This window comes from Clostridium gasigenes (genome assembly GCF_017348895.1).
In the GTDB taxonomy this organism is placed as follows: domain Bacteria; phylum Bacillota; class Clostridia; order Clostridiales; family Clostridiaceae; genus Clostridium; species Clostridium gasigenes.
Genome location: NZ_CP071376.1, coordinates 1,132,326 through 1,146,878 on the forward strand (window position 1 = coordinate 1,132,326; position 14,553 = coordinate 1,146,878).

Sequence of the window (14,553 nt, forward strand, 5' to 3'; positions counted from 1 at the left end):
TAAATACAATAATTCTAAGTTCTTGTTTCTACATTATATCCTAAAATAGTAAATTATATAACCTTATCGTTTATTTAATTTATAAAAGGCTAGAAATTATTGTTACATATTTCTAGCCTCTCATTAATTGAAATTTTTATCATACTAGAAAATAATGATGTAAACAATTTATTTCTAAATCATTTAACCTTTACTTATTGAACTACTTCAACTGTCATATTTAGCTTTTCGCCATTTATTACCGCTTCTGTATAATCAAATTCACCATTATAAACTACTTCCTGAGTTAAGGTTTCCTTCTTAATTATATCTATAAATTTCTTTATAACATCAATTAATTTGTCGTTTTCTGACACATATAAATTAATTTTGTCAGAAACCTGGAATCCTTTTTCTTTTCTCATATTTTGTATTTTAGAAATTATTTCTCTTAAGTATCCTTCTTCTCTTAATTCTTCTGTTACTGTAGTATCTAGAACAACCCCAATTGAACCTTCTCCTGCAAATGCATATCCTTCTAATCCTTGCATTGTAAGTAGAACACTTTGGCTATCTAAAATAATTTCAGTTCCATCTACATTAATTACCTCTGTTCCACCATTTTGAATTTTTTGAGCTAATTCCATTTGGTTTCTCAAAGCAATTTCTTTCTTTATTCCTGGTATTAATTTACCATAGGCTTTTCCAAGTACAGGTAAATTAGGCTTAATTTCAAAATTAACACATTGTGAAAGGTCAGCACCAAACTCTACATTTTTAATGTTAAGCTCATTAGTTATTATTCCACCATAATATTCTGGAAGAGAACCTGTTGAAATTAACATTTTTGAAAGCGGCTGTCTATTTTTTATATTAGCAGCGTTTCTTGCACTTCTACCAAGCTTAACCATAGAGTAAGCTAAATCCATTTCTTTTTCTAATTCTTTATCTATAGCCTTTTCATTAACTTCTGGCCAAATACATAAATGAATACTTTCAGCTGCATTTGGATCTAAGTTTACTACTAAGTTTTGATAAATTTCTTCTGTTATAAATGGTACAAATGGAGCTGCAATTTTAACTACTGTAGTTAATACTCTGTATAAAGTTACATAAGCCCCAATCTTATCTTCTGTAAGTTCTTCTGACCAATATCTTGATCTATTTCTTCTTACATACCAGTTTGATAATACATCTGTAAACTCTTCAATTGCAAGCGCCGCTTGAGTTATTGCGTAATTTGCTAAGTTTTCATCAACTTCACTTATTAATGTATTAAGTTTTGACATTATCCATTTATCCATTACATTGTCTGATTCGAAATCAGTATGTTTTAATGGATTGAATTTGTCTAAATCTGCATATAACACGTAGAATGAATATACATTCCAAAAAGTTCCTAGGAACTTTCTTTGAACTTCAGCAACATCATCAACTGAGAATCTTGTTGGAAGCCATGGAGCACTTGCAGTGTAGAAGTGCCATCTTGTAGCATCTGCACCTTGTGAATTTAACACTTCAAACGGATCAACAACATTTCCCTTTGATTTTGACATCTTTAAGCCCTTTTTATCAAGAACATGACCTAATACTATACAGTTTTCAAATGGATTTCTATCAAATATAGCTGTTGAAATAGCTAACATTGTATAGAACCAACCTCTAGTTTGATCAACTGCTTCTGATATAAATTGAGCTGGGAAGTTTTGATCAAATAATTCTTTATTTTCAAAAGGATAGTGTAATTGAGCAAATGGCATTGATCCTGAATCAAACCAACAATCAATAACTTCTAATGTTCTAGTCATTTCTTTGCCACATTTCTCACAGTTTAAATGAACTTTATCTATATAAGGTTTGTGTAATTCTATACCTTCTGGTACATTAATACCTTTTTTATTTAGTTCTTCTATACTTCCGATACATTCTCTGTGGCCACATTCACATTCCCATATTGGAAGTGGTGTTCCCCAGTATCTATCTCTTGAAATACCCCAATCAATAACATTTTCTAAGAACTTACCAAATCTTCCTGTTCTTATATTGTCTGGATTCCAATTGATTTTATCATTGTTTTCTAATAATTTACCTCTTAAAGTACTCATTGCAACAAACCAACTCTCTCTTGGATAATAAAGAAGTGGTGTGTCACATCTCCAACAATGTGGATATGAATGAGTATGCTTTTCAGCTTTTACTATTTGGTTATTTTCTTTTAAGTATTTAACTATGCTCTCATCGCATTTTTTAACAAACTTTCCTGCCCATGGAGTAACTTCATCTACAAAATTACCACTTGTATCTACTAAATTAATAAATGCTAGTTTATTTTGTGCTGCAATTAAGTTATCATCTTCTCCATAAGCTGGAGCTATATGAACCACACCAGTACCATCTGCTAATCTTACATAATCACCATGAACTACAACAAAGGCTTTTCCTTCTGGCTTATGGAATTGCATTAATTGTTCATATTCTAAACCTAAAAGCTCTTCGCCTTTAAATTCTTTTATTATTTCTACATCTTCTCCTAAAACATTACCTATTAAATCTTTAGCTAAGATATAAATTTCATCTTCTTTTTTAACTTCAGCATAATCATACTTTTTGTTAATACATAATGCTACATTTGATGGTAATGTCCAAGGAGTTGTTGTCCAAGCTAATATATACTTGTTTTGTTCTCCCTTTACTTTAAATTTAACAATTGCAGTTAAATCCTTAACATCTTTGTATCCTTGAGAAACTTCATGTGATGAAAGACCTGTTCCACATCTTGGGCAATAAGGCATTACTTTATGACCTTTATATAGAAGCTCTTTATCCCACATTTGTTTTAAAGCCCACCATACTGATTCTATGTATGAATTATGATAAGTTACATAAGGATTTTCCATATCTACCCAATAGCCTATTTGATTAGTCATTTTTTCCCACATGCTTACATATGAAAAAACACTTTCTTTACATTCTGTAACGAATTTTTCTACACCATATTCTTCTATTTGTGGTTTACCTGAAATTTTAAGTTTCTTTTCTATTTCAAGTTCAACTGGAAGACCGTGAGTATCCCACCCAGCTTTTCTTATAACCTTATATCCCTTCATAACTTTATATCTTGGGATTATATCCTTCATAACTCTTGTTAAAACATGACCTACGTGAGGTTTTCCATTTGCTGTTGGAGGACCATCATAAAATGTGAAATATTCCCCATCTTGGTTCATATCAAAGTTCTTTTTAATTACGCCCTTGTCTTCCCAAAGTTGTGTAACTTGTTTTTCCATACCAACAAAACCTGTTGGCAATTCAACTTTCTTATACATAAACAAAAATCTCCCTTCTTATTTTTAATATTAGCTAATACTTACTAAATTATTCTATTAAAGCATAAAAAAACCTCATCCTATATAAGGACGAAGTTGAATTCGCTATACCACCTATGGTCTATTATTTCGAGTACCATCATACTCTATCCTATAACGTAGGATAACGGGATAAGCTTAATTAGTAAAAACTTTTCAGCCCCCAACTCCTAGGTGATTTTCATTAAGCTATTCTATGACTTTACACTAGCCAGCCACTCTCTAAAAGAAATCACTTAAATACTTTTCCTAATCATCGTCTTTATATTTTTTTAATTATATATCACTGTAAATTTATTGTCAATTGACATTATGTATATTTTACTATAAAATGCAGCAATATTAAAGATACAATGAAACTTTTTCTAAAATAAATATTTCATTTCAATAATAAAACTTAACTGATAATTTTTATTAATTAGTATTGACTTTTGTTTTTACTTTTTGTTATAATAGAGTCATAGAAAATAACTTTTAAATTTATTTTTTATCCCCTTTTATTTTCAATTAGTACATTCTATGCAATTAGGAGGATAACTAAATGGAAAATAATTTAACAGAAGAAGTCCTTGATAAGATAACAAAAACTTGTACTTGCAGGGCAATCCCAAGATCCAAAATTAAAGATGCAATTAATGCCGGAGCACACACAGTGGAAGCAGTTTCCAAAGTAACTGGAGCTTGCACTGGTGGATGCAGAGGCTCAAGATGCGCCCCTAAAATCAAAGATTTGATTGAAAAGCACCTTGAAAAAAAATAATACATGGCCCCTACCTTGTATTATCCATACAATTGTACTTCCCCTTAGCCACCTGTTATTAAAACAGGTGGTCTTTATTTTGCATATTTTTTTATTATTAATAAATTCATATATGCTTTGTGTTATAATCTTATAATAATTTATTAGGTAAGGAGTTGCTTGAAAATGACATGTAAGTTTTATTTACATATTGGAAAAAGTAAAAAAGTAGAAAATGGTCGTCCTTGGGTTTACACTGACGAAATTAATGAATATGATGGCGAATATGAAAATGGAGATATCGTTGAAGTATACGGACCTAGAAAAAATTTCCTAGGTAAAGGATACATAAACGATAAAAGTAAAATAACAATAAGAATAATGACTAGAAATATAGATGAAGAAATAAATGAAGAGTTTTTCAAAAATAGGTTTGCTGCGGCTTGGGATTATAGAACTACTGTAATAGACACATCTTCTTGCAGATTTATATTTGGAGAGGCTGATTTTCTGCCTGGTTTAACAGTTGATAAATTTGAAGATTATTTCGTAATTCAAATATCAACTCTAGGTATGGATAAATATAGAGATTTAATAGTTAAAATCCTTACTGAAGAATATAACGCCAAAGGTATCTATGAAAGAAGCGATTTAAAAACTAGAGAAATTGAAGGTTTAGAACAAACTAAAGGTTTCTTAACTGAAGAGTTTGATACTAATGTTCAAATAGTAGAAAATGGTGTTAAATATATAGTTGATTTAGCAAACGGCCAAAAAACTGGCTTTTTCTTAGACCAAAAGGAAAACAGAGCTGCTATTCATAGAATTTGCAAAGGTCGCGATGTTTTAGATTGCTTCACTCATACTGGTTCATTTGCATTAAATGCTGGTATAGCTGGTGCAAAATCTGTTTTAGGTGTAGATGTTTCTGAATATGCTATTGATTGCGCTAAAAAGAACGCAGAATTAAATGGACTTCAAGATACAGTTAAATTTGAATGTCATAATGCCTTTGATATATTACCTACATGGTCTAAAGAAGGCAAAGAATTTGATGTTGTTATCTTAGATCCTCCAGCTTTCACAAAATCAAGAAACAATATAAATGGAGCTACAAGAGGCTATAAAGAAATTAACCTTAGAGGCCTTAAAATGGTTAAAAAGGGTGGATACTTTGCAACTTGTTCATGTTCACATTACATGAATGAAGAGCTTCTTAAACGTACTATCTCAGAAGCTGCACGTGATGCACACAAAACGCTAAGACAAATAGAATGTAGAACCCAATCATGTGACCATCCTATTTTATGGACTTCTGATGAATCATACTACTTAAAATTCCTTATATTCCAAGTAGTTTAATATATAAAAATTTCATATATATTCATAACAAAAGGTGTAGATTTAAGCTAAATACTTAAATCCACACCTTTTCAATTATTAAATCATCTTGAAAAATAACAAATTAATATGCTATTCTATCTATAAAATTCTTGAGTTGCATAATATGTGTTTCCTACTTTATAAACTCCAACACCTATTGATGCAAAATTTCCTGATAATATATTTGCTCTATGACCTGGTGAGTTCATCCAATTAGTCATAAACTGATCAGCTAAACTAGCATTAGTCGAATCCCTTTGGATATATGCAATATTTTCACCCCATGAATTATAGTTAACACCATCTCTCTTCATTTGCGCTGTTATTAATTCACCTTCTGGGTTTGCATGATCGAAATAACCTCTATCTCCCATATCTTTAGATTTAAATCTTGCATAATTTTCCATTGTATTATTATAACTTAGAGGAGCTAGTCCATTTGCAGATCTTTCTTTATTAACTCTTGCAAATATAGCTTGTTCTATTTCTGCTATATAACTATCTGAACTTGTCGCTGCAACCTTTTGAGGTTCTTCTGTAACCTTCTGTGGTGCTTCTGCAACAGTATTTTCAACTGGTTTACTCTCAGGTGCCTTATCAGGTTTCACCTCTACATTTTTTGATTCTTCAGGAATAATTACTTCCTGAACCTTATCAGCAGTTCCAGTATTTTCTATATTATCAACATTTGGTTTTTCCTCATTATTTGGTTTTTCCTCATTTTTAACCACTTCTTCTTCTACCATAGACGCTTTATCCGAATTTTTTTCTACCTCTTTAGCTTCTACTATTTCCGTTTTATTGGTATCTTTAACTTTTGAAATTCCATATACACTTCCCAGACTTAAAGATATAGCTAAACATATTGACATTAATACTTTCATTCTTATCATTTTACGTTCCCCCTTCAGATTTCTTCTGGTACTCTGCTTGGTCTATAGGTTAACATAAAAATAGCCTGTCCTAAATATGAGTTACTTGTCAATTAATGAATATTATTCTTATTATAACAATATTTTTGATTTAATTGATAATCCTTCCTCCTTTACTAGTCCATATAATGAAAATAGATAATAACACTAAATAAATCTAGTGTTATTATCTATTTATATGTCATTTAACCAAGCTGCTTTAGCTTGCTAGCTTTTCGTCAATTGCAATATTTAACTTTAATACATTAACTCTTTCTCCACCATAAAGTCCTAGCCATTTCTTTTCTGTATTATCTTCAATCATTGTAGATAATTCAGTTTCTGAAAGCCCTGTAGCTTTTGATACTCTTGGAATTTGTATTTTAGAACCTTGTGGTGTTATGTGTGGATCTAACCCTGATCCTGATTGCGTTATAAGTTCTGATGATATTTCTTCTTTTGATACTTCTGGGTTTTTAGCTAAAAACGTTTCTATATCTGCCAAAGCTCTTTCTTTTAATACATCACTTGTGCTGGCTAAATTTTGTGACCCTGATGATGCATCCATTTCTTTGCCATCTTCTGAAATATTATAATTTACTGCTGATGATAACCTTCCTGAAAAGTATTTATCATCATTATATATTTGACCTATTAGCTCGGACCCTACCCCTTTCCCATCTACTTCTATTACACTGCCACTGGATTGATATGGAAAAATAATTTTTCCTATTCCTGTAATAAATAGTGGATACATTAACCCACAAATAACTGTCATGACTATTGTTATCCTTATAGCTTTTTTTAAATAACTCATATTTTTCCCCTCCCTAAAGCCCTATTAAAGTTAGTATTGGCGCAATTATTATATCAATAATCTTAATTCCTATAAAAGGTACAATCATTCCACCTAATCCATAGATAGCCAAGTTTCTTTTTAACATCTTTTCCGGATTCATCGGCACATATTTAACACCTTTTAAAGCAACTGGTATTAATAAAGGTATAATTATGGCATTAAATATTAACGCTGCTATAATAGCTGATTTTGGACTATCTAATGACATTACATTTAAAAGTTGCATTTGAGGTATTGCTAAAGTGAACATTGCAGGTATTATTGCAAAATATTTTGCAATATCATTTGCAATTGAAAATGTTGTGAGAGCTCCTCTTGTTATTAAAAGTTGTTTACCAATTCCAACAACATCTAAAATCTTAGTTGGATCTGAATCTAAATCAACCATATTAGCAGCTTCTTTTGCGGCAATTGTACCCGAGTTCATTGCAATACCAACATTTGCTTGAGCAAGTGCTGGTGCATCATTTGTTCCATCACCAGTCATTGCTACAATCTTGCCCTCTGCTTGTTCCTTTTTTATTACTTCTATTTTATCTTCTGGTGTACATTCTGCTATAAACTCATCAACTCCAGCCTCCTTTGCTATAGTTGCTGCTGTTAAGGGGTTATCTCCAGTACACATAATTGTTTTAATTCCCATTTCTCGAAGTTCTGCAAATCTTTCTACAAGACCAGGTTTAACTGTATCTTTTAAGTAAATTACCCCATAAATTTTTTCTTCTCTTGCTACGACTAATGGAGTTCCTCCAAGTTTTGATATTCTTTCTACTATTTCTTTTAAATCTTCTGGGATTTGCCCACCATTTTTGCGAGCAAACTCTATTATTGAAGAAGATGCACCCTTCTTTATTCGTGTTCCATCTTCTAAATTAACACCACTGCTCTTTGTTTGAGCTGTAAACTCTATAAATTCTGCTTTTCCATATTCATTGTCATTTAATTTAATTCCAAGTTTTGCCCCAAGTTCAATAGTTGATTTTCCTTCTGGAGTCATATCTTTCATTGAAGTTATTAATGCATTGTTTATAAGTTCCTCTTTTGAAACCCCTTTAACAGGTATAAAATCTGCTGCAAGTCTATTACCAAATGTTATTGTTCCTGTTTTATCTAATATCATTACATCTACATCTCCGCAGGCTTCAACTGCTTTACCACTCATTGCAATAACATTGAATCTTGTAACTCTATCCATACCAGCTATTCCAATTGATGATAAAAGACCTCCAATTGTAGTTGGTATTAGACATACTAATAAGGCTACCAGTGTTGAAACTTCAAGTTCTACCCCAACAAAGTTTGCTATTGGATATAGGGTTACAACAACTGTTACAAATATTATAGTAAGTGCTATTAGCAGAGTGCTTAGCGCTACTTCGTTTGGAGTCTTTTTCCTTGATGCACCTTCAACAAGTGAAATCATTTTATCTAGGAAAGATTCTCCTGGATTTGAGTTTATTCTAACTTTAACCCAATCCGAAACTACAGTTGTTCCTCCTGTTACTGACGAGAAATCGCCCCCCGATTCTTTAATTACAGGAGCTGATTCGCCTGTAATTGCTGCCTCATTTATTGATGCAAGACCTTCAATAACATCTCCATCATTTGGAATCATATCTCCAGCTTCTACTAAAACTACATCACCTTTTTTTAATTCAGATGCATTTACAATAGTGTAAGTACCATCTAGCATTAACAATTTAGCTTTAGTATCTCTCTTTGTGCTTTTTAATGCATCTGCTTGAGCTTTTCCTCTTCCCTCTGCAATACTTTCTGCAAAGTTTGCAAAAAGTATTGTTGCAAATAAAATCACTGTAACTATTCCATTATATAAACGCCCATCTTCTCCAACAATTTCAGGAGAGATAGTTAATATTGTAGTTATAATCATACCTATATATGCTACAAACATAACAGGATTTTTTGCCATTTCTTTAGGGTTTAACTTTTTAAACGAATCCCCTACTGCGGTTTTCATCATAGCTTTTGTTATAAACCCTTTTTTCTTATCATTCATTTTCATTCCTCCTATCCCCATATATTCCTACATTGTTAAGAATTCTGCACCTGGTCCAAGTACTAATACCGGTAAGAATGTTAATGCACCAATTATTAAAATAGTTGCAACTAATACCCCTACAAATAATCCTGTATCAGTTCTAAAAGCTACTGACGTTTCTGGAACTTGTGTCTTTTTCATCATAGATCCCGCTACCGCAAGTAGTAATATCATTGAAGTATATCTTCCAATCAACATTACTATTCCTGCTGCTACATTCCAAAACATTGTAGCATCTGCTAATCCTTCAAAACCTGAACCATTATTGGCTGCTGATGTAACAAATTGATAAAGCATCTGAGAAAATCCATGATATCCATCTAAGCTGCCCTTTCCCACTGCTACAGCTATTGCCGTTGGCACAAGTATTGCTATTGGATGAATAAGAATTGCTGCTGCTATAAGCTTCATTTCTTTTCCTTCTATTTTTCTTCTTAAGAATTCTGGTGTTCTACCAACCATAAGTCCACAAATAAATACTCCAAGCATTGCATAAATAATTAAATTTATAAATCCAACACCCTTCCCACCAAATACGCAGTTTAGCATCATGTTCCATATTGGAACTGCTCCCCCTATTGGAGTTAATGAATCATGCATATTATTAACTGATCCTGTAGTAAATGATGTTGTTACAACTGTGAATAGCGAAGAGTCAAAAATTCCATTTCTTACTTCTTTACCTTCCATATTTCCTATAGTATTTGTAATTCCAAGTTGATTAATAGCAGGGTTTCCAGCTAATTCTGCATTATATATAACTGGTATAACCAGTAAGAATAATATAAGTGCTGCTCCAAATATTGCCCACCCCTGTTTTTTATTTTTACAAGCTTTCCCAAATACATAACAGTAAGCGCCTGATGTAAACATCATTAATAAAATTTCTAACATATTTGTAATTGGTGTAGGATTTTCAAATGGATGAGCTGAATTTGCTCCGAAGAATCCTCCTCCATTTGTTCCTAAATGTTTAATACTTTCAAGTGATGCTACCGGTCCTAATGCTAATGTTTGTACCCCTCCCTCAAGAGTTTGTACAACTTTATGTGCCTCTAATGTTTGAGGCACCCCTTGCCCTATCATAATTACTGAAGCAATGATTGATACGGGAATCAATAATCTTGTTATTATCCTAGTTAAGTCTCTATAAAAGTTACCCATACTATGTCCTGTAATACCTTTTATAAAAGCACCACATATAGCAAACCCTGTTGCTGCCGATGTGAACATGTATACTGTAATTACTATCATTTGAGTAATATTAGTTAAATGAAGCTCTCCTGTATAATCTTGCAGATTTGTATTAGTCATAAAACTTATCGCGGTGTTAAAAGCGGTATGCCAATTCATATCTAATCTTTCTGCACTTGATCCAACTATATACTGTTGAACCATTAAAAGTGTAAATCCTGCAACTAACATAACACCATTAGTTACTAGTAAAGCAACTATATATTGCTTCCAATCCATATCCTTTCCTTTTACTCCTGAAAGCTTATATATAGCATTATCTATTTTATCCATTACTGGATCTGCAAAAGATTTTGTGTTGAATAAGATGCTATATAGATACTTTCCAACGTATATTGTGATAAATATAAATACCGCCATTAATAATAATAAAGCTAACCATTCCATGTACATATCCCCTCTCCAAAATTGAATTCTATAATGAATTATACTCTCATATTTTAGTAAGACAACGCCATTTTCAGCAATAATAACCTATTTTCCTTGTTATTTGACCCTCTGTTTAAAATCTACATAACTAGGTCATACAAATACTATCATTTACTCTATTTTTCTATGCAAATTCAAATCTTAACGTTTACATTTTAAAGTCCTACTATATTCTACATAAAAATAAGCCTCTTCAAAAATAACTAGTTAATATCCTAGTATATTTTTGAAGATGCCTTACTCGTAAATATATATATTAACCTAAATCTATTCCTGTTGATAACGCACTATACATAGCTGTTCTTCTTAGATTATTATCTGCTGGAGCATATGTTGCATCTAATGACAACGCTGCCCTATAATACTTCTGTGCTAAGTTCCCATTGTTTTTTTTCTCTTCTATAACTCCTAATAAATTTTGTGTTGCTGGGTTACTTGCATCACTTATTAGAACGTCTCTTAAGTGCTGCGTCGCCGCCTCTAAACTTCCATGCCTTATAGCATCTCTAGCTTCATTTAGGCTTCCACCTATATCCCTTTCGCCCATTATTATTATTGCATCTTTCTTAATGGATTCTCTTACTACATCTTTTACTTTAGCTATACTAAAAGGCTTGCTTAGAAAATCTACTGCTCCAAGTTTCATAGAATCTACAGCTATATCAACCGTTCCATATGCAGTCATTATAATAACCCTGGTTTCTATATTATTTTTTCTTATGTCTTCTAATACTTCTAACCCATTTTTATTTGGCATTTGATAATCCATTAATATAAGATCATATCTATCATTTTTTAATTTTTCTATAGCTTCTTCCCCATCATTAGCCATTTCAACTTTATAATTTTCCCCTTTAAAGCATTGTTTTAATGCTATCCTTATATTTTTTTCATCATCAACTATTAGTATTCTTTTCTTCATCAATAATCCCTCCTAATTTTAAAGTAAAGTAAAATGTACTTCCTTCACCTAAAACACTATCAACCCATATTTCTCCACAATGAGCTTTCACCATTTCCTTACATATGGCTAGCCCAAGTCCAGAACTTCCATTTACTTCTCCATCATCATTCTTTAACTGAACGAACTTCTCAAATATCCTAGTTTGATCATCATCTGATATTCCCTTTCCATTATCAGCTATAGAAATTAGCATATCGCTATTTACTTCATTAGCCCTTATTACTATTTTTCCAGTACCATCACTTGCAATATATCTCAAGGCATTGCTAACAAGATTTACAAGAACCCAGGAAATTTTATTTATATCTACTTTTATTTTCCTAGATATCCCCTTTGTATCTATACTTAAATCCACCTTTTTTTCTTCTAATTGTATTTTGAATGCATTATTAACAGGTTTAATAACCTCATTTATATCAACTTCTTGAATTTCCATTTCAATTTTACCCGATTCCATTTTTGAGATATCTAATAATTCGCCAACCAGATTATTCAACCTTTCACTATCATCTTTTATTATTGTAAGCAACTCATTTTCCTCTTCTTTATTATCAAAGCTATTTTCTAATAATAATCCAATTGCCATAGAAATTGATGTTAATGGAGTTCTAAATTCGTGTGAAACTGTTGATACAAACTCTGATTTTAAATTTTCTACCTCTTTAAACTTTGTAATATCTTGCATTATTGTGACTGTTCCAATATTTTCACTATGATCAAACCATATAGGATTAGCTGTTATTCTATAATATCTTTTTTCATCTCTTTGTATTATTTCTATATCCTCAAAAGCCTTGCTTTCCTTAATGGAATTTTTAGATTTTTGAATCATATCAAATATATCTCTTCTTTCTATTACTTCTAAAAAGTGTCTATTGATAACATTTTTTTCTTTTACATCTAATATTCTTTCTGAAGCCTTATTTACCATAGTTACTTTATTTTCACTATTAGTTACTATTATTGGTGAATTAATACTTTCTACTATCGCCTCTGCTTTTTGCTTTTCTCTTAGTATCTCATTTATATTTAAAGTCTCATACTTTTTCAACTCTTTTACCATATGATTAAAATCTTCCAATACAAAGTTTATTTCCTTATCTCTTTTTAGAGGTATTTCATAATCATAATTTCCTTGTGACACCATTTTTATTCCTACTGCTAAATCTTCTATTGGTCTAATTATTTTCTTTAATAAATATCCAATTATACATAACCCAACAAATAAAACTAATGCTAATATACTTAATGTATAATAACTAGCCTTATTAGCTAATTCCTTTGACTCTTCCTTCTTATTTACCATTGATTGCTGATTTATATCTAAAAGATCTGAGCAATTGTTTTTTAATTTTTCAAATAAATGAAAAACATCATTATAATAGTATACCCTTACACTATCTACGCCCTCTTTTACCTTTAAACTTTCAAGAACTTGAACAGTTTTGCTATAATCCATATAAGTTTTTTCTATTTCTGTTAATATTTCTTTTTCACCAGTTTCAGTTATATTACCTTTAGCAATATAAAGCCATTCTAAAAATTTCATATGATTCTCTTCATGTACTTTAGATAATAATGAATCTTTTTCAAATATAAATGCTAATTCTAAACTATCCTGTCTTTCTAGTGATTCTATCATATTTTGAGCTGCAACAACGCTATCATAATTAGCATGCATTATTAAATCTATAGACTGTTGTAATTTATTAAAATAATTAATAGATACCAAAGTATTACCAATGGTTAACACCAGAAATACTATTAATATTAAAAATATTTTTGACTTAATACTTTTTATCATATACCCTCACCATCTTTCTTTTGTATTTAATAAAATTATAGTATAACTTCCATTTTTTATCTACTCTCCATAAAAACTCCTTTTAAGGCAATCTTATTTATTCCACTTTATCACACTAACCCTTCTTTCTTTCACCTTGATTTGCTCTCATTATTAACCATTTACTATGAATATCATTTGTTGATAATATAAAAAATCTAAAGTAATATATTTTTAAATACATTCTAGGGGGATAATTTATGAAAACTGCTTTAGTAGTTGATGATACAAAAAATATTAGATTATTATTATCAAAGTGTTTAGAAAACGAAAACTATATTGTTCATGCAGCTTCAAACGCAACTGAAGCTCTTGAATTAGTTTCTAAACATAATTTTGATATTGCGTTTATAGATATTAAAATGCCAAATATTAGTGGTACCGCTCTTCTTGAGTTACTAAGATCAAAAGGACATACATTCCCAGTTATAATAATGACAGCATTTGGTACTATTAGAAATGCCGTTACCACTACTCAATTAGGGGCTAAAGCCTACCTACAAAAGCCCTTCACTGCTCTTACTATTAGAAAAACTTTATTAGAAGTGTTTCCAAATGACATATCTTCACTAGAAACATCATCTAAAGATATTATAGAAAATAATTTATCTTTCAATAGTTTAAAACTTTCTTTATGCGATAATCCTACTAATCCAAGTATTTATAAAGAAATAGGAGAAGTATTAATAAACCTCGGCGAAACAGAAAAAGGAGAACTATTCAGAGATTTTTCTGATAAATTAAACAAGTTAAAATAATTATAATAAT

General features: G+C 30.9%; 10 protein-coding genes and 1 other annotated feature. Of the genes, 3 read left to right on the forward strand and 7 right to left on the reverse strand.

Translation table 11 applies throughout. The features are described from left to right. Positions 1-194: 194 nt before the first annotated feature. The gene (ileS, locus tag J1C67_RS05600) at positions 195-3,305 is read right to left on the reverse strand and encodes an isoleucine--tRNA ligase (RefSeq protein ID WP_167867022.1); all 3,111 of its coding nucleotides are present in this window, start codon (positions 3,303-3,305) and stop codon (positions 195-197) included. An 83-nt stretch (positions 3,306-3,388) separates the two neighbouring features. Beyond that, positions 3,389-3,610 (reverse strand) — a binding site (T-box leader). A 275-nt stretch (positions 3,611-3,885) separates the two neighbouring features. Between ileS and J1C67_RS05605 the strand changes: the two genes are divergently transcribed. Both J1C67_RS05605 and J1C67_RS05610 read left to right on the forward strand, forming a co-directional pair. After that, a complete protein-coding gene (locus J1C67_RS05605) occupies positions 3,886-4,104 on the forward strand; it encodes a (2Fe-2S)-binding protein (RefSeq protein ID WP_089969807.1) in 219 nt (72 codons plus the stop codon). Positions 4,105-4,269: 165 nt separating this feature from the next. After that, the gene (locus J1C67_RS05610) at positions 4,270-5,445 is read left to right on the forward strand and encodes a class I SAM-dependent rRNA methyltransferase (RefSeq protein WP_167867021.1); all 1,176 of its coding nucleotides are present in this window, start codon (positions 4,270-4,272) and stop codon (positions 5,443-5,445) included. 116 nt (positions 5,446-5,561) lie between these two features. Here the strand turns inward: J1C67_RS05610 and J1C67_RS05615 are convergent, their stop codons facing one another. The 6 genes from J1C67_RS05615 to J1C67_RS05640 all read right to left on the reverse strand — a co-directional run bounded on the left by J1C67_RS05615 (position 5,562) and on the right by J1C67_RS05640 (position 13,746). Further along, positions 5,562-6,359 (reverse strand): CAP domain-containing protein, encoded by a 798-nt coding sequence (locus J1C67_RS05615; protein WP_167867020.1) that lies wholly within the window; start codon positions 6,357-6,359, stop codon positions 5,562-5,564. 238 nt (positions 6,360-6,597) lie between these two features. Beyond that, positions 6,598-7,194 (reverse strand): potassium-transporting ATPase subunit KdpC, encoded by a 597-nt coding sequence (gene kdpC, locus J1C67_RS05620; protein WP_167867019.1) that lies wholly within the window; start codon positions 7,192-7,194, stop codon positions 6,598-6,600. A 13-nt stretch (positions 7,195-7,207) separates the two neighbouring features. Continuing rightward, positions 7,208-9,253, reverse strand: a complete 2,046-nt coding sequence (kdpB, locus tag J1C67_RS05625) for a potassium-transporting ATPase subunit KdpB (RefSeq protein ID WP_341479234.1) — start codon at positions 9,251-9,253, stop codon at positions 7,208-7,210. A gap of 27 nt (positions 9,254-9,280) precedes the next feature. Beyond that, positions 9,281-10,936 (reverse strand): potassium-transporting ATPase subunit KdpA, encoded by a 1,656-nt coding sequence (kdpA, locus tag J1C67_RS05630; RefSeq protein ID WP_167867072.1) that lies wholly within the window; start codon positions 10,934-10,936, stop codon positions 9,281-9,283. A 298-nt stretch (positions 10,937-11,234) separates the two neighbouring features. Then, positions 11,235-11,900, reverse strand: a complete 666-nt coding sequence (locus J1C67_RS05635) for a response regulator (RefSeq protein WP_167867017.1) — start codon at positions 11,898-11,900, stop codon at positions 11,235-11,237. Then, positions 11,875-13,746 (reverse strand): ATP-binding protein, encoded by a 1,872-nt coding sequence (locus J1C67_RS05640; protein WP_167867016.1) that lies wholly within the window; start codon positions 13,744-13,746, stop codon positions 11,875-11,877. The genes J1C67_RS05635 and J1C67_RS05640 overlap by 26 nt, the downstream gene beginning before the upstream one ends. Positions 13,747-13,985: 239 nt before the next feature. Here J1C67_RS05640 and J1C67_RS05645 point away from each other — a divergent pair, with 239 nt between their 5' ends. After that, on the forward strand, positions 13,986-14,543 hold the full coding sequence (locus J1C67_RS05645; protein ID WP_167867015.1) for a response regulator: 558 nt from the start codon (positions 13,986-13,988) through the stop codon (positions 14,541-14,543). Positions 14,544-14,553: the final 10 nt, after the last annotated feature.